Here is a 23,493-nt window from a genome sequence, read left to right as displayed (position 1 = left end):
CGTCATGGGCGCGGCCCTCTCAGCCGGCCGCGCCCATGACGAGGTGGTCGAGATCGAAGCCGAATGGCGCGACGGCGATATCGGCAAGGACCTGAAGCGGGTCAGGAACGTCAAGCCGCTCTGGTCGAAATTCGGCACGGCTCTCGGCGTTGGCCTCGGCGGTCTGGACATGTGGACGAACCAGTTGTTCGGCTTTTCCTTCTTCGGCACGCTGAAGCACGGCAAGACGGATGCGCAGAGCCTCGAGCCGGCTTCGAAGCACAAGCCGATCGCCTATCCGAAACCGGATGGCGTTCTGACCTTCGACCGCCTGTCTTCGGTGTTCCTCTCCTCCACCAATCATGAGGAGGACCAGCCGGTGCATCTTCAGGTGAAGGACATGGAGCTGCAGAAGCGCTCCGAACACGACGTCTATGCCGGCCCCTCGACGCGGTATTGTCCGGCCGGCGTCTATGAGTGGGTGGAGAAGGATGGCGAGGAAGTTTACGTCATCAACGCCCAGAACTGCGTGCATTGCAAGACCTGCGACATCAAGGACCCCAACCAGAACATCAACTGGGTGCCGCCACAGGGTGGCGAGGGGCCGGTCTACGCCAATATGTAGGAGGAGCATATGAAGTATCTGAAGCAGCTTTTTTTGCTTTTAACCGAGGCGATTGTGCGTGTTGATCCACCTGACGGGCGCCGACACGTCGTTGTAATGGGTGGAGCCGCAACCTGGCTCTGGCCGGACTCGGTGAACAGAGAGACGGCCGATAGAACCCGTAGCTAAAGACCGATTTGAGATTGATGCACAGATTTATCCAGCTTTTGTGTCACCTCAATCAGCGAGCCACTTGTTGAAAAGTTTCAGGATTTTGCCTAGCAATTTGTTCCGAAACGGATCTACATGAAACGATGAACAAGCAATATAAAGTATCTGAGCTTTCAGTAGCGACCGGAGTGCCTGCGGCCACACTTCGCTTATGGGAACAGCATGGACTGATTGTTCCTACGCGTACCGCCAGCGGCTATCGGATGTACAGCGATGAAGATTTCGCGCGCGTTCACCAGATTGTTCGTCTTCGATCCGTACAGGGTCTCAACCTCGCAGCAATTAAATCGGCTCTGAACGAATTAGACGAGGGTGCATCCGCTACGCCCGGTGAAGAGACACCAGTTTCACGTCTGGGGTTCGAAATCAGGCGGCTACGGAAGCAAAAGAAATTGACCCTCTCCGCTCTGGCCAAGATGGTTGATGTATCCGTTTCAACGCTGAGCATTCTGGAACGCACCTCTCGTGGTGCAAGTGTCCCATTGTTGCGCGCGGTAGCAGAAGCGCTTGGGGTAACGGTGACGCAGTTGACCGCCGGACCCGTCCAGGCGACGAAGTCAGTCGTTCGAACCGGGGAAGGACGCCAGCTTCCAACCTTGGGGAAAGGTATAATGATCCGCGAGCTCGCGTCAGGACCCCGTATGATGGACTGCCAGGAATGGACATTGTCACCCGGTGCCGGAAGCGAGGGCTTCTATCGGCACGATGGGGAGGAGTTCATTCGGGTGCTTGAGGGCAGCTTCGAAGTGGAGGTCGACGGTCTGGGCATCGCAACACTCAATGAGGGCGACTCCATCTATTTCGAGAGTCATCGAGCGCACTCCTGGCGATCAGTCGGGTTAACGACCTGCCGCCTGATATGGGTGAACACTCCTCCCACATTCTAGCAGGCAAGATGGTTCTTCTGAACAGACCCGGGCGATCACTGATCGCCCGGGTCTGTTGAATTGGGTCACACACTCAGGCAGAGATATTTGATCTCAAGATAGTCCTCGATGCCGTACTTGGAGCCTTCGCGACCTTGGCCCGACTGCTTGACGCCGCCGAAAGGAGCGACCTCAGTGGAAATGAGCCCGGTATTGATGCCGACCATGCCATACTCCAGCGCCTCAGCGACTCGGAACACCTTCGAAAGGTCCTTGGCGTAGAAGTATGAGGCCAGGCCGAACTCTGTAGCATTGGCCATTTCGATCACCTGTTCTTCCGTTTCAAATTTGAACAGCGGTGCGACAGGACCGAAGGTCTCTTCCCTGGCAATCCGCATGTCGGTCGTGACGCCGGTTAATATGGTCGGTTCGAAGAACAGCCCACCCATAGCATTGCGCTTTCCACCGGCAGCGAGCACGGCACCTTTCGCAAGCGCGTCACAAATATGATCTTCGACTTTCGCAAGCGCCTTGTCGGAGATCAACGGCCCCGAGTTTACGCCGGCTTCGAAGCCATCTCCGACCTTCAGCGCAGCCACCTTTACCGCAAGCTTCGCAGCAAAAGCATCGTATACGCCTGCCTGTACGTAAATGCGATTGGCACATACGCAGGTCTGACCATTATTGCGGTATTTTGATACCATTGCGCCGTCAACAGCGGCATCGAGGTCAGCGTCGTCGAAAACAATGAACGGCGCATTACCGCCAAGCTCAAGACCAAGCTTGAGAAGGTTGTCGGCGCCTTGGCGCATCAAGATTTTGCCGACGTTCGTGGAGCCGGTGAAGGTAAGTTTGCGCACCTTGTCATTGCTGCACATTTCCCTCCCGATTGATGCGGAGTCGGTTGACAGAACGACGTTGAAGAGACCTGCGGGTAAGCCTGCCCGCTCGGCGAGGATTGCCATCGCTAGTGCCGAAAGCGGCGTCTCGGCGGCCGGCTTCGACACCATCGCACAACCAGCGGCCAGCGCGGGCGCCAGCTTACGTGCCAGCATTGCGTTTGGAAAATTCCATGGCGTTATAGCGGCTACCACTCCTACAGGCTGCTTTAGCACGATGATGCGCTTATCGGTTTGATGGCCCGGGATCGTGTCTCCGTAGACCCGTTTTGCTTCTTCTCCAAACCATTCCAAATAGGAGGCGCCATAAAGAACCTCCCCGCGAGCTTCTGCGAAAGGCTTGCCCATTTCCGTCGTGAGAATCGTCGCGAGATCATCGGCGTTTGCGACCATCAGATCGTACAGTCGCCGCAGTACGGCTGCGCGCTCTTTTCCAGTTTTGATGGCCCAAGCCTTCTGGGCTCTATAGGCCGCGTCGATAGCACGGCGTGTCTCCGCAGTTCCCATGTTTGGCAGTCTGGCAATCACTTCGCCCGTAGACGGGTTGGTGACGTCGAAGGTCTCGCCGGTATCACTGGCATCGATCCACTGACCATCTATTACGGCTTTATCCGAGAGGAGGCTCTTGTCGCTGAGCTTGGCGAGGAGTTTGACACAGGTTGCCATATTCAAGCCTCCGCAGCGCTTTCACGCAAAGTCGTTTCCAAAATGTCGAGCGCTTCGGCGAAGACCGAATCCTCGATGGTGATCGGCGCCAGGAAGCGTACCACGTTACCGTGCACCCCGCAGGTCAGGAGTATCAGCCCTTTCTCCAAAGCCTTGATGCGAACCTTGTTGGTGAAGTCGGCGTTCGGAGTCGTCGAGCCGGGCATATTGAATTCCACGGCGTTCATAAAGCCTGGACCACGAATATCGGCAATCTGCGGGACAGCGTGCACGAGCGACTGGAGTCGTTGTTTAAGACGCGCGCCGAGCTGCTCTGCGCGGTCGTTGAGGTTCTCCTCGACGATAATATCAAGGACGGCATTTCCGGCGGCAACACCGATCGGGTTCCCGCCGTATGTTCCACCAAGTCCGCCAGGGCCTGGCGCATCCATGATTTCGGCACGGCCGGTCAACGCGGCAATCGGAAATCCGCCTCCAAGCCCTTTCGCCATTGTCGTGATATCGGCTGCGACGCCGTAGTGTTCCATGGCAAAGAGGCGACCGGTGCGGGAGAAACCAGTCTGAACTTCGTCGGCGATCAGCAGAATGCCGTGCTGGTCCGCAATTTCCCGAAGCTTCGTCATGAAGGCTTTCGGAACCTCATAAAAGCCGCCTTCACCCTGGACCGGCTCGATGATGAAAGCCGCAACCCGATTTGGGTCGACGTCGGCCTTGAACAGTTTCTCGAGTACTTGCAGGCTATCGTCGATTGACGTGCCATGAAGTTCCACGGGGAAAGGTACGTGAAATACATCAGGCATCATGGCGCCAAAGCCGGCCTTGTAAGGCACGACTTTGCCCGTGAGAGTCATTCCCATGAATGTGCGGCCGTGAAATCCACCGGTAAATGCAATCACCGCTGAGCGGCCGGTTGCCGCCCGCGCGACCTTTACGGCGTTCTCTACTGCTTCGGCCCCGGTGGTGACAAAGACCGTCTTCTTTTTGAAATTGCCCGGAACCGCGTCGTTCAGTCGCTCCGCAAGTCGGACGTAATTTTCGTAAGGCACGACCTGATGGCAGGTATGGGTGAAGCGATCGAGCTGATCTTTGACAGCCGCGATAACCTTGGGATGCCGATGGCCGGTGTTGACCACCGCGATGCCGGCGGCGAAGTCAATATAGCGGCGCCCCTCGACGTCCCATATCTCCGCGTTCTGCGCCTTCTCTGCATAAATTTGGGTGGTGACCCCTACGCCGCGCGATATTGCATCGCTGCGACGGTTGGAGATGTCGTGGTTTAGCATCAGTAGTCCTCTCGCGTTAACGGGGCGCGCTAATTCTGCCCACGTGCAAAACTCAACATATTTTCTGTAGAGTTTCAATATCAGTGTGTTATTGTTCCTGCAAACAATTTGTCCTGGTCACTCAAGCTCGAAGGAAAATCTCCCATGGAAATGCCCACACAGGCGGACGTCGTAATCGTCGGCGGTGGTATCGCAGGATGCTCGATCGCTTACCATCTGACCAAGCTCGGGATCACTGACGTTGTCCTATGCGAACGGCAGCAGTTGACGAGCGGTACCACCTGGCATGCGGCCGGCCTTGTGACGCAACTACGCGCGACACGGCGCATGACTGAGCTGGCCCAATATACGGGAGAACTGTTCGGTCTTCTAGAAGAGGAGACCGGTCAGGCGACAGGCTTCAAGCAGAACGGTTCTCTACGCCTCGCCAAAACTCAAGCTCGTTACGAAGAGTTGGCCCGTGGCGCGTCCATGGGCAGGAATTTTGGTCTTCCTGTAGAGGCTTTGACCGTCGATCAGATCAAGGAACGCTGGTCACCGATCAACCCTGAGGGTCTCGTGGGAGGCTTCTGGTTCCCGAAGGATGGTCAGGTCAACCCCGCCGACGTGACGATGGCCTATGTCAAAGGCGCCCGGATGGGTGGCGCCAAGATAAAAGAAGGTGTCAAGGTAACGCAGATCCTGACCGAAGGTGGGAAGACGGTCGGCGTGATGACTGACAAGGGCCGGATCTCAGCTAAGAAGGTCGTCATCGCGGGCGGGATGTGGTCGCGCGACCTGGCCGCCGACATTGGCGTGACGATCCCATTGCATGCAGCCGAGCATTTCTATGTTGTAACGGAGGCAATTCCGGGCTTGCCGCGCGATCTGCCGGTCATGTTCACGGCCGACGAATGGAGCTACTACAAGGAAGATGCTGGCAAACTTCTTGTCGGCTTCTTCGAGCCGGGCGCAAAACCCTGGGGGCAGAAGGGCATTTCCGAAAGTTTCTGCTTCGATACGATCCCGGAGGACCTGGATCACATCAGCCCGTATCTCGAGATGGCGATGGAGCGTGTCCCTGTCTTACAGGAGACTGGCATCCAGCTCTTCTTCAATGGGCCGGAAAGCTTCACTCCGGATAACCGTTATCACCTTGGAGAGACGCCGGAGATTGATGGGCTGTTCGCCGCCACGGGCTTCAACTCCGTCGGTATTCTTTCGTCGGGTGGCGTTGGCAAGGCGATGGCTTCTTGGATTGCCGACGGACGTCCGCCTGTCGAATTGCTCGACGTCGACGTTCGCCGTACACAGGCTTTCCAGCGAAACAAGAAGTACCTTGAAGATCGTTCCGTCGAAACGATCGGTTCTTTGTACGACATGCATTGGCCAGGAAAACAGTTCGAAACCGCGCGTGGCGTCCGTCGTTCGCCGTTCCACGATCGCCTGATCTCCTCCGGTGCATTCATGACCGAGCTTGCTGGATGGGAGCGTCCCGGTTTTTATGGGGCCGCCGATGAAATCGAGAACATCGAATACTCGTATTCCAAGCCGAGCTGGTTCGACAACGTTGCGGCTGAATGTGCCAACACCGCGGAGAATGTCTCGCTCTTCGACCACAGCTGCTTCATCAAGTACATGGTCGAGGGTCCCGACGCGTTGAGGGCTCTTAACTGGATCAGCGCCGCCGAGTGCGATGTTCCTATCGGCAAGGTGGTCTACACGCAGTGGCTCAACGAGATGGGCGGCATCGAGGCAGACGTCACCATCACTCGTCTTGCCGAGCAGTCGTATCTCGTCGTGACCGTCGCTGTCTCCCAGCGACGCGATATGGCATGGTTCAAGCGGCGCGTGCCCAAGGACGCCCAAGTTTACATCACCGACGTTACTTCAGGCCTTGCGATGCTGGCGCTTTGGGGTCCGAAGTCGCGCGAACTTTTGTCGCGTGTCTCGCCGGACGACTTCTCGAACGAAGCCTTTCCCTTCGGAACCAGCCGTGAAATCGATCTTGGGTATGCACGTGCGCGCGCCAGCCGTTTGACTTTTGTCGGCGAACTCGGTTTCGAACTGTATATCCCTAGCGAGATGGCTGCCCACGTCTACGATGTTCTGACGGAAGCAGGGCAAGCCCTCGGTCTCAAGAATGCAGGTTTCTTCGCCCTCAATTCAATGCGCATGGAGAAAGGATATCGCCACTGGGGTCATGATATCGGCGAGGAGGACACACCGCTGGAAGGTGGCGTCGGTTTTACGGTCGCACTCGATAAGTCTGGCGGCTTCATCGGCCGCGATGCGCTGGTACGCCAGAAAACCGAAGGTGCGCTGAAGAGGCGGCTCGTACAGGTCAAGGTAACTGCAGGCGACGACGTTCCGCCGATGTTATTCCACTACGAGCCGCTGCTGCGGGACGGGGTTATCGTGGGATCGGTCATGTCTGGCGCATACGGCCACCGTGTGAAAGCATCGCTGGGCCTCGGTTACGTATCAAGTGATGAGGGCGTCACCAAGGAGTGGCTTGCCGGTGGAAAATGGGAGGTCGAGGTCGCGATGAAGCGCTACGCGATCGATATCCAGTTCGGCGCTTGGTACGATCCGCGTGGCGAAAAGGTAAAAGCCTAAAAAACGAAGTCGGGAGATGAGCCATCACCTCCCGACACTATCCCGCGAAACATTTCCCAGTAGGTGCAACCTTGCAGCTTGGCTTGGTCGCTTGAGCCAGCGGTCAAACATCCTGACAAGGCAAAGATGGTCCGCTATCCGAGGAACGGTGAAGCATTCTGCCGTTCCTGCATCCCGGCGCTGGAGCATGTCGGTCTAAACGGAATCGTTGGACATGCTTTATCTCTTTGTTTTATCGCATTTTCCGGACGTAAAACCGCTACGCAGTTTTACTGGAAATGCTCTAAAGGGCCGATCCGCCATTCACACCGAGCACTTGGCCGGTCACATAGCTGGCGTCGTCGGATAGCAGGAATGCGATCACCGACGCGATCTCAGCCGGTTCGGCCTCCCTCCGAAGGGGGATGTTGTCCAGCCAGCCTTTTCGAATATCTTCCGGAACGGCTTCGACCATCGGCGTGGACGTGGTTCCCGGCGCGACAGCGTTGACGCGTATGGCGTTTCTGGCCTGTTCGAACGCGACCGTGCGGGTAAGGCCTACCAATCCCGCCTTGGCAGAGGCATAGTTTGACTGCCCGAAGGCGCCCCAACGGGATTCAGAGGACAGATTTACGATGGCGCCGCCGCGTCCGACCATCAAAGGCACGATCGCCTGGCATCCAAGCCATGCGCCCTTTAAATTGACATCCAGAACCGCGTCCCAGTCATCCTCAGCCATCTTCAGCAAAGACTTGTCGCGCGTTAAGCCTGCGTTGTTCACAAGACCATCGGCGCCGCCGAAGGTCTGCTTGATCTTCGTAGCGGCGTCCTGCCAGCTCTGGCGATCGACGACGTCGAGGGCGACTGCAATCGATTGGCCGAAACTGTTATTGAGTTCGTCGGCGGTCGCCTGTGCGCCTTGAATATTGCGGTCGGCGACAACCACCGTGGCACCTTCTTCAGCAAGACGAATTGCGGTGGCTTTGCCGATGCCTTGCGCGCCGCCAGTGACTATTATGATCTTTCCTTGCAACCCGCGCATCATTGCTCTCCTCCGATAAGGTATTTGTTGTATCCGTCCTGCACGACTTCACCTCGTTGGTTTGTGATGGTCACTTCAACCTCCACCACACCCCGCGCGGGATCCTTCGAACTCGGCCGTTTCGACTTGACGGTGTAACGCTGAGTAATCCGGTCGCCTGGGAACACCGGAAGGAGCATCTTCCGCTGTGTCTCGAGAAATCCGAGTATCTTCCAGGCAGACAATTCGAAGCAGTTGAGGCCTTCGCCAATCGAATGGACGAGTAGTCCATGCGCTATACGCGAGGGAAACTTGGTGTTCTCGCGAACCCATTCCTCATCCATGTGCAGGGGATTGAAATCGCCGCTCAGCCCCGCGAAATTGACAATGTCGGCCTCGGTAATCGTTCGGCCTGCGGACACGTAGACCGCACCTTCAGAGATATCGTTGAATACAGTTTCCATTTCAGGCCTCGACGAAGCACGGCATTTTGACGCCAGGGTGAATTTCGCGGAACACCACCTTTAGCGGCATGTCGCATCGGATATTTTCCACCGGCGTGTCGATCACCCAACTCGTGATGCGTGCGCCCTCTTCAAGGTCAACCAGCGCGATGACGAACGGCGTCATCGATGCGAACTCCTTGTGAATTGATCGATTGACGACGGTGAAGGAGTAGAGGGTCCCTCGGCCAGAGGCCTCGACCCACTCTGGCTCGCGCTCCGGATGCCCGACAACGCGAGCGCGGGGATACATCTGTACCGTGCCGGTGGCTGGATCCTTCTGGACGAGCAGGATGTCGCGCTGTGCGGCAATGAACCAGTGCTCAGAGAGCGCGTTGTGGACGGGATAGACTGGCGTCATGTCGATCATTACTTGCCTCCAAGAATGAGAGTGGCAGTGGCCGAGAGCCATCCCCCCGTGCCGTTGACGAGGCAGAGTTCAGGTGAGCCGAGCTGGAGGCCGGGACTTTCGCCCCGGAGCTGGCGGACCGCCTCGATGATCGCGAACATACCTCTGCGCCCGGCATGGTTCGATGAGAGGCCACCACCATCGGTATTGATGGGAAGCCGCCCATCAGGCCGGATGCCGCCGGCAGCGATGAAGGCACCAACCTCGCCTTTCGGGACAAAGCCAAGCGCTTCCAGCGAAAGGGCGACCGTGATGGTGAAGGAATCGTAGATCTGTGCTACCTTGATGTCGTTCGGCGTCACCCCGGCAGTTTCGAAAGCCCGGCGGCCGGAGTGCGCCGCAACCGTGGTGGTCAAATCCTTCATCTGGTTCATCTGGCCGTGGCTGATTGCTTCGCCGAAACCCAGGATAGAAGGGCCGCCTCGTCGGCTGTCGCGTACCCTCTCCTTGGATGTCACGACGATGGCGCCTCCAGAATCGCTCACGACGCAGCAGTCCAGCTTCCGAAGGGGAGTTGAGATCATTGGAGATGCGAGTACGTCATCGATCGAAATCAAGTCGCGGTACATAGCGTGAGGATTGGGGTTTGCGTAGCGCCGAGCTTGCACCGCGATCTCAGCCAAATGTTCTGGCCGAAGTCCATAATCATGCATGTATCGCGTTGCCGCCAGCGCGTGTGCCGAGATGGTCGAAACACCGTAAGGCACTTCGAATTCACCGGGACCTGTCTGGCCTGTGTTGAAGTCGCTTGCGTTCAGCGGCCACGAGCGCCCGGATGAAGCGTAGCTGACGATCACCGTGTTGCAGAGGCCTGCCTTGATCGCGGCCACCGCGTTGCCGACGTGGCTGAGAGGAGCTGCTCCGCCGATATCCGTGCTGCAGACCCATGAGGGGACGATACCCACGTATTCAGCGATCTCGACCGCATTCAACTGCCAGCCGGCTTCCGAGGGAAATGATGCGGCTGTTGCGAAACCGTCCACGTCCGACAGAGACATTCCGGCGTCGGCGAGGGCCTCGGCGATGACCTCGGCATGGATCTGGTAGGGATGAATCCCAGGCGCCTTTCGACGCGGGGACTCGTACGCGCCCACGATGCACGCGGAGCCGCTTGGGAAACGTTCGGTTGTCATGGGTTAGCTTCTCGCTTTCGTGACAATTCTGCTGGATGTGAAGGATTTGACTGCGATGATGATCGTCCCGATAAACACAGGTGCGATCACGACTGTGGCGACAGCAGACACTGCAGGGGTTATTCCGCTCTTCAGGAACGAATAGATCGTTACCGGAAGGGTCTTATCGAGCCCGGTCTGGAACATGGCCAGTACGGCCTCGTCCCACGATGTCACGAAGGATATTAGGAATGCTCCGACGAGTGCGGGCATGACGATTGGCACGACAACGTTCCAGAAAGCGCGTCCGTTGCTGGCTCCCATGGTCCAAGCAGCCTGTTCTATCGAGACGTCCACTGCCGCAAGGGCGTTGGCAAGAATGAGAAAGACCAGGGGAAGACACAGCACCGAATGAGCGATGACCAGGCCGACGTCGGTTCCGATGAGGCCAAGTCGTCCTTGAACGTCGTAGATACCAATACCCAGCAAGATGACCGGAACGATCAGCGGCATTATCGCCCCTACCTGAATGACTGATTTCAGCATCATGGACTTCGAGCGAGTGCCGACACGCGCTAGCGCTAGGCCACACAGGGTTGCGCATACCGCGGTCATTACGCCGACACGTACGCTCTTGATGAAGGCATCGATCCATATCGGCGAGGTGAGGGCTTCGATGAACCACTTCGTGCTGAAGCCTACCGGAGGAAACTGGATTTGCGTCGTCTCGGTGACTGATGTCGGAATGACGACAAGCAGCGGGAGGATAAGCAGGATCAGATCGAAGACCAGAACGGTGACGCAGAGGGCAGTGACCGGCGTGGGGCGCAGTGGATCGCGTGCGGTTGCGCCGCGCGAGCCTTGCTGGACTGGCGAAAGCATGCCCCTGCCGCCAATCTTGAGCGCCAGCATATAGCCGACCACGGATACCGCAAGCAGCAGAATACCCATGGCCGCAGCCTTGCCCCATTGATAGTTTTGCACCTGTTGCTGGATAAAGATGGGGATTGTCAGGTTATGCGGGCCGCCCAGGATGGCTGGCGTGAGAAAGAAGCCTAGACCTAGAACGAAGACCAGCACGCTGCCGCCAAGAAGCGCGGGCCGAACCTGCGGGAAATAGATGTCAAGGAATACTCGCCGTTCCGACGCGCCCATTGTGCGGGCAGCGGTGAGAAGGGAGGTGTCGATCGACATCATCGCCGAGACCAGGATCAGGATCAGGTATGGCAGCAGATACGCGACCATCCCCAGGATAGTTGCAAATGTATTGTATAGCAGAGGCAAGGGACCTATCCCGAATATGCCTGCCAAGGAATTGACAATGCCCTGCTGGCCGAGGATCGTCGTGAACGCGAAGAGGCGAACGATAATCGAAACCCAGAATGGCATCAGCACCAGCACCAGCATCAATGACGATGTTTTCCTGGAAAGTCGCGAGATCACGTATGCCGCCGGGAAGGCGAGCAGCACCGTTACGATCATCGATACGAAAGCTAGCATCACACTGTGCAACGCCACCTGACGAAGCAGGTCGTCTTGAACGATCGCGGTATAGTGACCGAAATAGAGCGGGTCGGTGAAGTTAGATCGGCCTTTCTCATGCAGGCTGCGCATGATGATCGTCACGAGCGGCCATCCCAGCGAGACCGCGAGAATGAGAACGGCTGGGAAAAGCAGAACGAGACCTGCTGAGAAGCGCCCCAACGGCTGCTTTCTCCCGACGGGCGAGGTGACGGGCACATAGCTCATGTGGTTCGTCCCTCCATTGGCATACCGTAGTAGAGCGCGAGGAGGCGTGCGAGATACTTGCGGGTGTCGCGCGGGTCGATCATTTCCTCGGCCCCGAACTTCTCAACGGCCCGCCAGATAGACGTCTGCTCCTCGAAACGCTTTGTGAGCTTTTCCTTAAGCGCAGCGCGTTCGTCGGCTGGCGCAGCGTCGAGCTCTGCTCGGAAAGCTGCCTCGACGCCGCCTTCGATGGGCATGTCGCCCCATGCGGCGCTTGGCCAGATCAAGCGGAGGCTGAGCGGATTGCGGCTTCCCGTGGCTACGCCGCCGAGACCAAAAGAGCGCCGGATCTGAACTGTGATGACCGGTACCTTTGCTTGCTGAATTGCACGCAACGCCATTGCACCGAAGGTGAGCACGCCTGCTTCCTCGGCTTTCGGGCCGACCAGGAATCCTGGCACGTCGACGAGGTAGGCAATTGGGATGTGGAACCGGTCACAAAGCTCGACAAATTTGGCTTGCTTCAGCGATGACTGGACATCCAGCGATCCGGCGACGAAGCGGGCGTCAGAAGCCAGAATGCCAACCGTCCGGCCTTCGATACGCGCAAAACCGGTCCTAAGCGAACGGCCGTAGTCCGGCGCGATCTCGAAGAAGCTGCCTTGGTCGGCGACACAACGGATCAGCTTGTGGACGTCATATGCCCGTCTCAGGCTCGGCGAAACGATCGAGAACAGGTCGTTCTGGTCTCCCGCCGTCCAATCCTCAATAACTTTCGGGCGACGGCTCACGTTGTCAGGCAGGAAATCGAGGACTTGTCGTATCTGAGCAAGCGCCCCGTCCTCATTCTCTGCAGCATTGTCGATCAGGCCGGACGCGCGCGTGTGGACGGCAGTCCCCCCGAGGGCGAATTTATCGATCTCCAGTCCCAGAGCCTGTTTCACGACCGGTGGCCCGCCGGCGAATAGGCAGCCGTTATCAGACGTCATCACCGAAAAGTGTGAAATGTGTGCGCGGGCTGCGGAGCTGCCCGCTGTCGGGCCAAGAACTGCTGCCAGCACGGGGACGTGCTGAAGCAGGTCGAACATCGGAAATGTCGGATTTGCGGACTGCAGTTCAGGATAGCCGATCGCGTCCTGGAGAAGGATGGAGCCGCCAACGCCGTTAATCAGCATTACGAGCGGGATTTTGTAGCCAAGAGCGAACTCCTCGATGAAGCCACCCCATCCGCCCTTGTAGCGCGCCAGATGAACGCCGGTGCCGCCACCTTCGACACTGTAGTCTTCGGCACCGATCGCAACCGGGCGACCATCGATCTCGCATAGGCCGCAGACGAAAGTCGAGGCGAGGGGAGAACCGTCTTCCGTCGGCGTGGTCACGAAAGTACCGATTTCGAGGAACGTGTCCGGATCAGCAAGCTTGGCGATCCTCTCACGGGCGGTCGAGCGGCCATAGCGATGTTCGCGTGCGATGCGGTCTGGGCCGCTCGATGCAAGCGCGACCTCGCGCCTACGGTCCAGTTCCTCCAACAAAGCCTGCCATTCGGGGCTAACATTCTGGGTCATTGGATACTCCTCAGACTTTCACGAGCTCGGCGCAGATCTTGGCGAGCTCCGTCTTGTCGATCTTGGTTGCGTTGCGAATTGGAAAGTTTTCAACGAAGAGGATGTGCCGCGGCTTCTTGTATGAAGCCAGCTGCGTCAAGAGGAACGCCATGATTTCGGCTCCCGATCCGGTCACGTCCTTGTTTCGTGGAACAATTGCTGCGCACACGACCTCGGTAAATTCGGGGTCAGGGAGACCTACGACGGCAACGTCGAGGACCGTCGGATGCTGACGGATCACGTTCTCGATTTCGGCCGGATAGATGTTCTGGCCCTTCGATATGATGACATCCTTGCTACGGCCGACAATGGAGATCCATCCGTCCTCGTCGATGGTTGCGAGGTCCCCTATTTTCAGCCAGCCTTCGGATACGGTCTCGGCGTCGAGTTGCGGAGCGTTCCAATAATTGCGCATCACCGACGGGCCGGCAGTCCAAACGTCTCCGACCCCCCCGATGGGGACATCCTTACCATCGGCGTCGAGCAGTCGGATTGACTGACCTGGAGAGCAACGTCCGACTGAGCCGGGATGAAGCTCTATGTCGTCGCCCTCGATCAAGGTCGGCAGACCCGATTCAGTCGAACCGTACGCGATAGCGAGGTCGATGTGTGGCCAGCGACGTCGTACTTCCGCCATTAGAGCTGGCGGGCAGTTTTCGCCGCCGGTGTACCACCACTTCATCGACTGAAACGGCAGCGGATCGCGCTCGTCGGCGTCGATCATGTTCGGGTACATTGAGGGGAAGATGAGCGAGTGCGTGACACTCCACTTCTTGACAAACTCTCCTAGCCGTTCAGCACTCCACCCGCGGCTCGGCATGATGGCGACCGTGCCCCCAACGAGGAATGTCGGTATGGAGCTCTCGTTTAACGCTGCGGTGTTGTACATCGGCGCGTTGAGGAGCATCACGGCACTTTGGTCGAGATGACGGAAAAGACTGGCCTGCTGCATCGCGCACCACATCACCGCCAATGATCGCATCACCACGCCTTTAGGCTTCCCGGTCGTGCCTGACGTATACATGATCATCTGGGTGTCATGGGGTATCGTCGAAGGAAGGGGCGCACACTCGTCAGTGAGAGCTTCATATTCGATGCCGCCGGAAGCAGCCTCGAGCGTCACGATCTGCGGTGCAGCCGTGAGAGCGTCCATCGCTTGAGCCGCCACCCTCGCAGTCTCGGTTTCCACGAAGAATGCCTTCGCCTCGCTGTCCTCGAGGATCAAGGCGACCTCGCTCGACGTCAGACGAAAACTTACCGGAACGAATACGAGGCCGGCAAACGCACAGGCGAAGTAAAGTTCGAATATCTCGCCTCGATTGAAGAGCATTGAGGCAACGCGGTCACCAGTCTGCAGGCCCATCTCCCGGAGCGCGCCGGCCAGTCGGCGCGCTCTTGATCGCAACTGCTTGTAAGTCAGCGATCCATGCTCCCAGATGAGAGCCGTCTTGTCCGGCTGATGCAGAACCTGCGGACCTGCATCTCCGAGAATAGAGGATACGGTCCACCCGAGGGTAGATGAATTCACGTACGACATGTGCGTTCCCAGTTTGGTTTATTCTCGTCCGCTACGCGGATGCATATTGGGAGGGCGGCGTCGGCTCGCCCTTTTCGCCCGGCGGTTCGCTCGCCAGGCGTCTGATCCAGTATCGAATGGGCGATTGCTCCCGCAATTGCATCATAACTCCTGGATCGAGCAGGGAGTGGATGCTCAAACCGTCGGCAAGCCCGACGAGGTCGGCGGCGACGCGCTTCGGGTCGAGATCTGGCGGCAGGTCGCCGTGGGCCTGTGCCTGGCGGATGGCCCGCGTCGCCGACTTTCGCCACCCGAGAAGGTAGCTCTCGAGTTCCTGGCGCAGATCTTCTTCCGTCATTCCCTCAGCGTAGAAGAAAAAGAATATCCGGCAGAGAGCGAGGCGTCGCTTGTCAAGCGGGATACTGCCTTCCAGAATTTGCTCAAGGGCAGCGATGCCCTCAAGCGTATTTATGACGCGTGTGTTATGTTCGGCAAGAATCTCGGCAGCCCTTCTAAGGCCTCCCAGCAGCAGGTCCTTCCGGTTCGTGAAGTAGTGTCCGATGACGCCGGTGGACCAGCCCGAACGATCTGCAACCTCTCGGATGGTGGCGGCGGAAATTCCGGCCCCCGAGACGATGTCTAGCAGGACATCGCAGATTTGCTTACGACGTTCGTTATGATCCACCAAGCGAGGCATATCGGACTTTCTCTTAGTTGAGGGCGACCCAACGGTTGAAGCGATCGACTACGTTCGTGATGTTTTTGGCGTAGTAGTCGGCATTTTCTTCAATCGCCTGCTTAGCATTATCGCCTGCTACGATCCATGGGGCGAGATCTTCGCCGTATGCGGTACTGTCGAGCCCGACGATGTCGGTCGTGTAGGTGATCCCCTTGACCAATGCCTTCTGGCCTTCGGTGTCCCCAATGAAGTGGGCGATCATCGCTTGTCCCGCAACCGCGTTCGGCGCGCCGTTTGGCACAGCGTACACAGCCTGCGAGTACAGTGAATTCTCCCAAGCGATTGCCAGCGGCGCCTTGTCGTTCGTGACCGCCCCATAAACGCGGCCGCTCCACGCGATGCCCATTGCACATTCGCCGCTCGAAAGCAGTCGGATGGCATCGTCACCGTTCGACCACCAGAGGATATCGGACTTGATGCTGTCGAGTTTGGTGAAAGCCTTGTCCAGATCGAGCGGGTAAAGTTTGTCGCGAGTTATACCGTCCGCCAGCAGAGCCGATTCGAGCACGCCGCCGAACTGCGGGTACTTGAAGAGGCAGCGCTTGCCGGGATAGCGCTTGACGTCGAAGATGTCGGCAATGCTCTTCGGTGCGCTGTCCTTGAACTTGTCCTTGTTATAGGTAAAGACGATGCCGTATCGCAGGACATCGACGCCGTAGTCGTCGTGCGCCGTGGGATTGATCCTCTTGAAGTCGACGATCGAGGGATCAAGCTTCTGCAGATACCCGGCGTCACGTGCCTTGATGAAGTCGCCCTTGGTGGGGAATTCGATCATGCTCCACGGAATGCTGGCGCCGCTGTCCATCGCGGCAAAGAATTTGGTCATGTCGGAGTTGAAATCTCCCTTGACCTGAACGCCGGTCTCAGCGACGAAATCCTTGATCACGGTCTGTTCGCGAGTGCGAGTGGTGGCGCCGCCCGAAGCGTCGTGCCAGACAAGCTCTCCCGATATTTTAGCTTTGACATCTGCGGGCAGAATGTCCGCCGCCATAGCAGCGGCGGCGACCGAAAGCGTTGCGAGTGCTCCGAGCGCTATTGCGGCTGTCTTGTTAGTCCCGTTCCCCATTGCACTGTCCTTCCTTTTTACCTGGACGTTACATAACAACTGTAACAAAAAGATTCGGGACCGCAAGGCTTGATCAACTTTTTTTATTACAACGGTCTTGATAAAAAAGCGGTCACGGCCCTAAGATGACCTCAATGGCCGCCGCCGGAGCGGCCCGGACGCTCCGGCGAGGCAGAGATAAAAAGGGAACTGCACGATGAAGATACAGCGCGTTGAAGTGGCGAGGAGTAGCGCCGGGGAGGGCAATGGCAATCGCGCCAATGGCATCGACGTCACGGGCGTGGAAGTGCGCTTTGCAAACGGCTTCTATGGATTGAAGCAATCGAGCCTCAAGATCGAACCAGGTTCTTTCTGTACGTTGCTTGGCCCCTCAGGGTCGGGGAAAACAACGCTTCTTCGAACGATCGCTGGTCTTTTGACCCCCAGTTCGGGAAAGATTTCCATCGGTTCCAACGAGGTGACAAATCTTCCCGTTCAGGCACGTAATATCGGCTTCGTGTTTCAGAATTACGCTCTGTTCCCTCACATGACCGTGGCCCAGAACATCGAATATCCGCTCAAGCTCCATAAATGGCCACAGGACGACCGCCGAAGGCGCGTCCACGAAATCCTTGAGCTGATCGAGCTGCCACATGCCGCTGATCGAGCGATAGGTGAGCTGAGTGGCGGACAGCAGCAGCGGGTCGCTATCGGTCGTGCTCTCGTCTACCATCCCGCGCTCTTGCTATTGGACGAGCCGATGGGGGCACTTGATCGACGCCTTCGTCAACAACTCGGTGCGGACCTTCGTGAAATCCAGCAACGGACAGGCATCACGACAGTCTACGTGACCCATGATCAAGAGGAGGCGTTCATCCTTTCCGACAAGGTCGCGATCATGGATGGTGGCGAAATTCTTCAGTACGACACGCCGTCGGAACTCTATTTCCGGCCGAATTCTCGGTTCGTTGCCCGGTTTCTCGGAGAGGCCAATATTGTCGAGGTGACGAAGCTCGAAACGGCGCCCGACGGCAGGATGAAGGTGACGACTCGCATCGGTAGCATTCTCTTGAAATCTTCCGCTTTCCAATTTCTCCAAGGCGCACCTCATTCTGTCGTTCTGCGGCCAGAAGATCTAATTTTGAAGCCATCAAACCAGGCAGGCCCGGAACAGGCGACGCCGATTCCGGTAAAGATTGTGAAGGAGCTCTTTCTGGGGAGCCGCTGCGTCGTGACCGTGTCGGACCCCTCAGGCGATACGCTCCTTGTCGAATGCACCAAGTCGCAGATCCCACCGCAAGGCAGCGACGTGTGGCTGACGTGGAATCTGGCATCGGCAGTGCTCATTGATCGCTAGTTCGGGAGGACGAAATGAAGAAGATACTGATTGCAAACCGTGGCGAGATCGCCCTGCGTATTGTACGTGCGTGCCGCGACGGGGGATACAGATCCATAGCTGTGGCTTCGGAAGCCGACATGCAATCCATGCATGCCCGTGCAGCGGATGAAGTCCATGCGCTGAAGGGAAACTCGCCCCTAGAGACCTATCTGAACCAGCGGGCAATTCTCGATATCGCCGTGAAAAGCGGTGCCGACGCGGTGCATCCTGGGTACGGCCTCCTGTCTGAAAATGAGACCTTCGCGGCAGCAGTGGAAGCTGCTGGCCTTGTCTGGATTGGCCCTTCGGCACATGCAATAAGCCAGCTCGGTGACAAGGTGAAAGCCCGCGCTATAGCCCGAAAGGTTGGCGCACCGCTTCTACCGTCACTCGACGACGGTGGAACCTCTCGCGAGAATGCACGGGAGTTCGCAGAGAAGCACGGGCTGCCGGTTATCATCAAGGCCCAAAACGGCGGTGGCGGGCGGGGAATGCGTATCGTCAGGGAGTTGAGCGAGTTGGAGCCGATGATGGCGGCCGCTGAGCGCGAAGCGGGGCTGGCGTTTGGGCGGCCAGAATGCTTTGTGGAAGTTTATGCCGAAAACGCCAGGCACGTCGAAACGCAATGTCTGGCGGATAAACATGGAAATGTCGCCGTCCTCTCTACGCGCGACTGCACGCTCCAGCGCCGGCAGCAGAAGCTTGTAGAAGAAGCTCCCGCCCCGTTCTTAGATGATGATCAGTTAGAGCAGCTAAAGAGGGCTTCGGTCGGCATTCTCATGGAGGTTGGATATTGCGGCGCCGCCACGTGTGAATTTCTAGTGACAGAGAAGGGCGAGATTTATTTCCTGGAGGTGAACACCCGCGTTCAGGTCGAACATCCGGTCACTGAGGAAGTGACGGGTATCGACATTATCAGGGAGATGTTCAGTATCGCCGAAGGGAACCCGTTGCCGTTCTCGGACATGTTCGTGAGGGGACATTCCATCGAATTCCGTATCAACGCCGAAGACCCATGGGCTGATTTTCTCCCAGTCCCCGGGAAGATCAAAAGGATGCTGTTGCCAGGAGGTCCAGGTGTACGTCTGGACTTCGGATATGTTGAGGGCGACACGATCCCACCCTATTACGATTCTCTCATCGGCAAGCTGATCGTGACCGGTCGAGATCGCAAGCAGGCTATTGAGCGAGCTGCGCGCGCCCTCAACGAGTTTTCGCTCGAAGGTGTCAAAACGGTGGTTCCGCTTCATCGCGCGATTATTCAGCGACCGGAATTCGCTGCTGAGCGGCGTGAAGATTTCGGGGTTTATACTCGTTGGATCGACGTTGAAATGCAGAGACTCTCCGAGGAAGCTGTTGCCCTTCAGGCAGAACCTGTCACGGTGAAATCCTTGGCCGAAGTCACATCCTTGGTACTTGCCGAGGAGATCCGTGAGGTCCCGACATATCGTGCCGGCATTAAGGCTCCCCTCTCAGGCCTCGTACTCGAGCTTTGCGTAAATGAAGGCGACAAGATTGCTTGCGGTGACATTGTGGCAGTCATGGAATCTATGAAGATGGAGCAGTCGATAGTCGCTGAAGAAAGCGGGGTCGTGACAAAAATCAACGCCGCCAAAGGCGCATTCATTGAAATGGGTGACGATTTGATGGGGATCGATTGAGATGCCAGTCCTGACTTTTGAAGCGACGGCCGCTGACGATCGACCGCAGGAGAATGCTCTTTTGACGCTCGAGACAGTCGTCGAAGGGCAATGGATCGACTACAACGGGCACATGACGGAGTGGCAATACTATAAACTGCTGGCTGATGCAGGTGAGAACTATCTGCGTGCAATGGGCTTTACCGAAGAATACCGGCTTAAGGGCTTCAGCTTCTTTTCCGTAGAGGGACACCTTCGAAATCTAAGGGAGTGCCGCCACGGGACACCACTGCGCATCTACACGGAAACGATTGGTTTCGATGATCTCCGGCTCCATATCTATCAGTATGTCCTGGACGATACGAGAGGCTTGGTCCTAGCTACCGGTGAACATATGATGGTGCATGTAGACACGGGTACGCGTAGCGCAGTTCCGGTGGGTGATTACATGAGAGGCTGCCTCCGAAGCGCTTTGGAGAAATGGCGACCACTCAATATGCCGAAGGGTCTTCACGCATCAATTACTCCAGTTAAGGACGCAACGCCTTCGCTCATCAAGTCATAATAGCCCACGGAATTCAGCAACGTCAGAGCCTCTCGAGCGTGCTTCGTACGACGCGCGATCCTCTTGAACGTTCTCCTGCTGAAAAGCCTTGCTATTGTCGATGGGTGCGTTTTCAAACGACATGATGTCGTGAAGGTCAAGGTGCATGAGGAATAGCGAACATCAATGCCCCTTAACTCGCATTCGCGCGCGCTGAACCGCGTGCCACATACGCCATGAAGCCGTACCGCGAGAATTCCATCAGACCGGTGGCCAAGAGTTCGATTCCGCTTCCGAGCGTAGAAATACAACTTTGCCCGCTGAAGCGTGCCTACAACTGTCCTGCCCGGTACTGGTCAACGAGGTTGCGACAGGCGCGGATTGTCAGAGCCATGACTGTTAGGGTCGTACCGGCGATGCCGCTGCCGGGAAAGGCGCTGGCATCAGTGACGATGAGGTTCGGCACATCCCAGAGTTGATTGTAGGGATTGAGCACCGAAGCTTCCGGGGTTTCACCCATGCGTGCGCCGCCCGTTTCATGGATTGCCGCGCCCATGCACATGGTCTTGCGGAACCAGCTGCGGAACATGAAGCGGCTGAAGGCGTCGGCCTCGGGAAAAGCGCCCTTGCCCATCTCCTTGAGGCCGGTGGGCGAACCGATGAATTCAAGATCGCCGCCGACTTCCCTGATCATGGCGGTCAGCGTTTCCTCCTGGCGGCGAAGCAACTCCTGCTCCTCCGCCTGCATGACGCAGCGGATATGCGGCACAGGAATGTCCCAGGCGTCCTTACGCCTGACATCGAGCGTGATGCGATTGTCGGCATAGGGTAGCATGCGACCGAAGCCGAAGAAGGCGAGACGCGCGTCAGTGTGGCCGGAGACCGGCGTCCGGCCGACGCTACCCTGGTAGTCGAAATCGCCACGGGCAGCGTCGCCCTCGCCGAAGCGGGGTATGAATATCCCGCCCGATGGATTGTAGAACGGATCTGTCGGAGCGGAGCCATCGGAAGCCCAACCCTGCGCCTTCGAAAAGGAACCGAAGGCGAGGCACGGAAGCTGATCCATGAAATAGCGGCCAAGTGCACCCGAGGTGTTGCCGAGCCCATCGGGATGTCTTGCCGAAGCCGAATTCAAGAGCAGCCGTACGCTCTCTATCGGCGAGGCGGAGAGAACCACGATCGCGGCGCGTGCCGCCGATACTTGTCCGGTATTGCGATCAATGAATTCTGCGCCGGTGGCACGTCCGGTTTTCCCGTCCGTGGTGATGCGGCGAACGACGGCATCGTAGCGGACTGTCAGCCTGCTGGTGGCCTTGGCTTCCCGCAGCGGTCGCGGCATGCGTTCGGCATCCGGCGCGATGTAGCGCCAGGAGACGACGTGCCTTTCCGGCCAGCGGCTTTCGACCGCCTGTTTGAAGATCTGTTCGGCGGGCGTCAGGCTTGCCGGTTTGGCATAGACGCCGTCCGGCAGCGTCGACACATCATCTTGGTTGCCGTAGAGCCCGAGATAGGTCTCCACTTCGTCGTAGAAAGGTGCGAGCTCGTCATAGGAGACCGGCCAGTCAACACCCTTTCCCGCGCGTGATCGGATCTTGAAATCGTCATCGGTCCAGCGCAGCAGCACGCGGCCAAAACTGTGGAGGCGTCCGCCGCCCTGGCGACCGCGGATCCAGAGGAATGGCTCGCCCTTCGGCGTCGTATAGGGGTTCTTGCGGTCGTTGACGAAGAAATGGCTGAAGCGCTCGGTAAAAAACGCCGCCCGCGCCTGGATCGGCTGGCCCTTGATCGTCGCCCGCGCGCGCTCCCAGATATTGATGCTGCCAGCGGGCGCCTTCTTGCGCGCGGGATCGAAATCCTTCGGCCCGACAGCGGGGCCGGCCTCAAGAAGCAGCACCGAAAGTCCCTGCGCCGTCAGTTCTTTGACCGCGAAGGAACCCGCCGCGCCGGAGCCGATCACCAGTGCATCATACACAATCTCAGACATTTCCAAATCCTGTCCTGGTGCAATTGCTCAAAACCGCGCGCAACGCGCCGGCAATTGCGGGAAAACAAAGGGACGAGGCATCACAGCCGCGATCCGTCAGCGCCGAAGAGCGACGCCTTGGCGATATCGAGCCCAGGAGCCACGGCGTCGCTCGGCTGCAGGATGACGTCGCCCATCAGTCTTAGCGAGAGACTTTGATCCGCCCAGTCAAACCAAACGACGGCGTCCGAACCCATCGGCTCGACGACGGAAACACGGCCGGGAATGATGGGCAGGCTGCTTGCCGCCCCATCGGGTACAAGATGCTCAGGGCGAAAGCCGAGCGTTGCCGGTCCTTCCGCCGCGCCTGCGCTAAAGGAATAGCCGGAGAGATCGACGGCGAGCCCCTTGCTCAGGAAGACCGGCGAGGCGGCGGCGCACTCGATCATGCCCTCGATGAAATTCATTGCCGGCGCGCCGATGAAACCGGCAACGAAGAGATTGGCTGGACGGTGATAGATCTCGGCCGGCGAAGCGAGCTGCTGGATCACGCCATCGCGCATGATGGCGATACGATCGGCAAGCGTCAGCGCCTCGACCTGATCATGGGTCACGTAGATCATGGTGTTGCCGAGGCGCTGATGCAGCTTCTTTATCTCGACGCGCAATTCGTTGCGCAGCTTGGCATCGAGGTTCGACAGCGGTTCGTCGAAAAGGAAAACATCGACTTCGCGCACCAGCGCCCGGCCGATGGCGACGCGCTGGCGCTGACCGCCGGACAACTCGGCAGGGCGCCTGTCGAGCAGCGCGTCGAGATGGAGTAGCGCGGCCGTGCGGCCGACGCGGGCCTCGATCTCGGGTTTCGGCAGACCGGCGACGCGAAGGCCAAAGGACAGGTTCTTGCGGACCGACATGCGTGGATAGAGCGCGTAGGACTGAAAGACCATGCCGATGCCGCGGTCCTTCGGCTCCTCCCAGCTGACGTTCTTGCCTGAGATCCACACCTCGCCCGAGGTGATGTCCTGAAGGCCGGCAATGGCGCTCAAAAGAGTTGACTTGCCGCAGCCGGAAGGACCGAGCAGGACCAGGAATTCTCGGGGAGCGATATCGATCGACAGCTTCTCGATCACTGTATGGTCGCCATAGGCGATCTTCAGATCCTTGACGGAGACGGCAGATTGCATGG

The 23,493-nt window shown here is 58.0% G+C and carries 19 protein-coding genes; 6 read left to right on the top strand and 13 right to left on the bottom strand.

Features of this window, described 5'->3' with window-relative positions; genetic code table 11:
- Together O8B93_RS25545 and O8B93_RS25540 are read left to right on the top strand one after the other, a co-directional pair.
- The coding region (locus tag O8B93_RS25545) for a 4Fe-4S dicluster domain-containing protein (protein ID WP_269712650.1) at nt 1-604 on the top strand (604 nt) is incomplete at its 5' end.
- 293 nt (nt 605-897) lie between these two features.
- Nucleotides 898-1,701: a MerR family transcriptional regulator gene (locus O8B93_RS25540; protein ID WP_269712649.1), complete on the top strand. Its 804-nt coding sequence runs from the start codon at nt 898-900 to the stop codon at nt 1,699-1,701.
- Nucleotides 1,702-1,766: 65 nt separating this feature from the next.
- Here the strand turns inward: O8B93_RS25540 and O8B93_RS25535 are convergent, their stop codons facing one another.
- Complete coding sequence (locus tag O8B93_RS25535) at nt 1,767-3,245, bottom strand: NAD-dependent succinate-semialdehyde dehydrogenase (protein WP_269712647.1); 1,479 nt, start codon at nt 3,243-3,245, stop codon at nt 1,767-1,769.
- A 2-nt stretch (nt 3,246-3,247) separates the two neighbouring features.
- Nucleotides 3,248-4,528, bottom strand: coding sequence for a 4-aminobutyrate--2-oxoglutarate transaminase (locus tag O8B93_RS25530; RefSeq protein WP_269712645.1), 1,281 nt, complete (start codon nt 4,526-4,528; stop codon nt 3,248-3,250).
- 144 nt (nt 4,529-4,672) lie between these two features.
- Here O8B93_RS25530 and O8B93_RS25525 point away from each other — a divergent pair, with 144 nt between their 5' ends.
- Nucleotides 4,673-7,126, top strand: coding sequence for a GcvT family protein (locus O8B93_RS25525; protein WP_269712643.1), 2,454 nt, complete (start codon nt 4,673-4,675; stop codon nt 7,124-7,126).
- 283 nt (nt 7,127-7,409) lie between these two features.
- On the opposite strand, the gene fabG is transcribed toward O8B93_RS25525, so the two are convergent.
- From fabG to O8B93_RS25480, 9 genes are read right to left on the bottom strand one after another with little or no spacing between them, the layout of a single operon-like run.
- Nucleotides 7,410-8,150 (bottom strand): 3-oxoacyl-ACP reductase FabG, encoded by a 741-nt coding sequence (gene fabG / locus O8B93_RS25520; protein WP_269712642.1) that lies wholly within the window; start codon nt 8,148-8,150, stop codon nt 7,410-7,412.
- On the bottom strand, nt 8,147-8,590 hold the full coding sequence (locus O8B93_RS25515) for a MaoC family dehydratase (RefSeq protein ID WP_269712640.1): 444 nt from the start codon (nt 8,588-8,590) through the stop codon (nt 8,147-8,149). The genes fabG and O8B93_RS25515 overlap by 4 nt, the downstream gene beginning before the upstream one ends.
- A 1-nt stretch (nt 8,591) precedes the next feature.
- A complete protein-coding gene (locus tag O8B93_RS25510; RefSeq protein WP_269712639.1) occupies nt 8,592-8,999 on the bottom strand; it encodes a Zn-ribbon domain-containing OB-fold protein in 408 nt (135 codons plus the stop codon).
- Entirely contained in the window at nt 8,999-10,171 is a 1,173-nt protein-coding gene (locus O8B93_RS25505) for a thiolase C-terminal domain-containing protein (protein ID WP_269712638.1), read from the bottom strand. Before O8B93_RS25505 ends, O8B93_RS25510 begins: the two co-directional genes overlap by 1 nt.
- A gap of 3 nt (nt 10,172-10,174) precedes the next feature.
- Nucleotides 10,175-11,899, bottom strand: coding sequence for an ABC transporter permease (locus O8B93_RS25500; RefSeq protein ID WP_269712637.1), 1,725 nt, complete (start codon nt 11,897-11,899; stop codon nt 10,175-10,177).
- The gene (locus O8B93_RS25495; protein ID WP_269712636.1) at nt 11,896-13,443 is read right to left on the bottom strand and encodes an acyl-CoA carboxylase subunit beta; all 1,548 of its coding nucleotides are present in this window, start codon (nt 13,441-13,443) and stop codon (nt 11,896-11,898) included. Before O8B93_RS25495 ends, O8B93_RS25500 begins: the two co-directional genes overlap by 4 nt.
- A gap of 10 nt (nt 13,444-13,453) precedes the next feature.
- Entirely contained in the window at nt 13,454-15,019 is a 1,566-nt protein-coding gene (locus O8B93_RS25490; RefSeq protein ID WP_269712635.1) for a class I adenylate-forming enzyme family protein, read from the bottom strand.
- Between the two features lie 31 nt (nt 15,020-15,050).
- Complete coding sequence (locus tag O8B93_RS25485) at nt 15,051-15,683, bottom strand: TetR/AcrR family transcriptional regulator (RefSeq protein ID WP_269712652.1); 633 nt, start codon at nt 15,681-15,683, stop codon at nt 15,051-15,053.
- Nucleotides 15,684-15,708: 25 nt separating this feature from the next.
- Nucleotides 15,709-16,803: an extracellular solute-binding protein gene (locus tag O8B93_RS25480; protein ID WP_269712634.1), complete on the bottom strand. Its 1,095-nt coding sequence runs from the start codon at nt 16,801-16,803 to the stop codon at nt 15,709-15,711.
- Between the two features lie 196 nt (nt 16,804-16,999).
- Between O8B93_RS25480 and O8B93_RS25475 the strand changes: the two genes are divergently transcribed.
- Genes O8B93_RS25475 through O8B93_RS25465 form a run of 3 tightly spaced genes read left to right on the top strand, consistent with a single transcriptional unit; the run spans nt 17,000 to nt 20,365 of the window.
- Complete coding sequence (locus tag O8B93_RS25475; RefSeq protein WP_269712633.1) at nt 17,000-18,139, top strand: ABC transporter ATP-binding protein; 1,140 nt, start codon at nt 17,000-17,002, stop codon at nt 18,137-18,139.
- Nucleotides 18,140-18,153: 14 nt separating this feature from the next.
- Complete coding sequence (locus tag O8B93_RS25470; RefSeq protein ID WP_269712631.1) at nt 18,154-19,821, top strand: acetyl/propionyl/methylcrotonyl-CoA carboxylase subunit alpha; 1,668 nt, start codon at nt 18,154-18,156, stop codon at nt 19,819-19,821.
- Nucleotide 19,822: 1 nt separating this feature from the next.
- The gene (locus O8B93_RS25465; protein ID WP_269712629.1) at nt 19,823-20,365 is read left to right on the top strand and encodes a thioesterase family protein; all 543 of its coding nucleotides are present in this window, start codon (nt 19,823-19,825) and stop codon (nt 20,363-20,365) included.
- Between the two features lie 310 nt (nt 20,366-20,675).
- Here O8B93_RS25465 and O8B93_RS25460 read toward each other — a convergent pair whose 3' ends face one another.
- Together O8B93_RS25460 and O8B93_RS25455 are read right to left on the bottom strand one after the other, a co-directional pair.
- Nucleotides 20,676-22,328 carry a GMC oxidoreductase gene (locus tag O8B93_RS25460; RefSeq protein ID WP_269712627.1) on the bottom strand — a complete coding sequence of 551 codons (1,653 nt, stop codon included), beginning with the start codon at nt 22,326-22,328 and terminating at the stop codon, nt 20,676-20,678.
- Nucleotides 22,329-22,408: 80 nt separating this feature from the next.
- Nucleotides 22,409-23,491, bottom strand: a complete 1,083-nt coding sequence (locus tag O8B93_RS25455) for an ABC transporter ATP-binding protein (protein WP_269712625.1) — start codon at nt 23,489-23,491, stop codon at nt 22,409-22,411.
- Nucleotides 23,492-23,493 lie beyond the last annotated feature (2 nt).

Origin of the sequence: Martinezella rhizogenes (genome assembly GCF_027460065.1) — a bacterium.
Taxonomy (GTDB): Bacteria; Pseudomonadota; Alphaproteobacteria; order Rhizobiales; family Rhizobiaceae; genus Agrobacterium; species Agrobacterium rhizogenes_C.
This window is presented reverse-complemented; position numbering and strand designations above follow the sequence as displayed.

Bases quoted from the DNA above. Each gene is read 5' to 3' on its own strand.
- O8B93_RS25495 (WP_269712636.1), bottom strand. From the start codon at position 13,443: ATGACCCAGAATGTTAGCCCCGAATGGCAGGCTTTGTTGGAGGAACTG.
- O8B93_RS25475 (WP_269712633.1), top strand. From the start codon at position 17,000: ATGAAGATACAGCGCGTTGAAGTGGCGAGGAGTAGCGCCGGGGAGGGC.
- O8B93_RS25455 (WP_269712625.1), bottom strand. From the start codon at position 23,491: ATGCAATCTGCCGTCTCCGTCAAGGATCTGAAGATCGCCTATGGCGAC.
- O8B93_RS25465 (WP_269712629.1), top strand. From the start codon at position 19,823: ATGCCAGTCCTGACTTTTGAAGCGACGGCCGCTGACGATCGACCGCAG.
- O8B93_RS25505 (WP_269712638.1), bottom strand. From the start codon at position 10,171: ATGACAACCGAACGTTTCCCAAGCGGCTCCGCGTGCATCGTGGGCGCG.
- O8B93_RS25500 (WP_269712637.1), bottom strand. From the start codon at position 11,899: ATGAGCTATGTGCCCGTCACCTCGCCCGTCGGGAGAAAGCAGCCGTTG.
- O8B93_RS25510 (WP_269712639.1), bottom strand. From the start codon at position 8,999: ATGATCGACATGACGCCAGTCTATCCCGTCCACAACGCGCTCTCTGAG.
- O8B93_RS25525 (WP_269712643.1), top strand. From the start codon at position 4,673: ATGGAAATGCCCACACAGGCGGACGTCGTAATCGTCGGCGGTGGTATC.
- O8B93_RS25515 (WP_269712640.1), bottom strand. From the start codon at position 8,590: ATGGAAACTGTATTCAACGATATCTCTGAAGGTGCGGTCTACGTGTCC.
- O8B93_RS25540 (WP_269712649.1), top strand. From the start codon at position 898: ATGAACAAGCAATATAAAGTATCTGAGCTTTCAGTAGCGACCGGAGTG.
- O8B93_RS25530 (WP_269712645.1), bottom strand. From the start codon at position 4,528: ATGCTAAACCACGACATCTCCAACCGTCGCAGCGATGCAATATCGCGC.
- O8B93_RS25470 (WP_269712631.1), top strand. From the start codon at position 18,154: ATGAAGAAGATACTGATTGCAAACCGTGGCGAGATCGCCCTGCGTATT.
- fabG (WP_269712642.1), bottom strand. From the start codon at position 8,150: ATGATGCGCGGGTTGCAAGGAAAGATCATAATAGTCACTGGCGGCGCG.
- O8B93_RS25480 (WP_269712634.1), bottom strand. From the start codon at position 16,803: ATGGGGAACGGGACTAACAAGACAGCCGCAATAGCGCTCGGAGCACTC.
- O8B93_RS25535 (WP_269712647.1), bottom strand. From the start codon at position 3,245: ATGGCAACCTGTGTCAAACTCCTCGCCAAGCTCAGCGACAAGAGCCTC.
- O8B93_RS25490 (WP_269712635.1), bottom strand. From the start codon at position 15,019: ATGTCGTACGTGAATTCATCTACCCTCGGGTGGACCGTATCCTCTATT.
- O8B93_RS25460 (WP_269712627.1), bottom strand. From the start codon at position 22,328: ATGTCTGAGATTGTGTATGATGCACTGGTGATCGGCTCCGGCGCGGCG.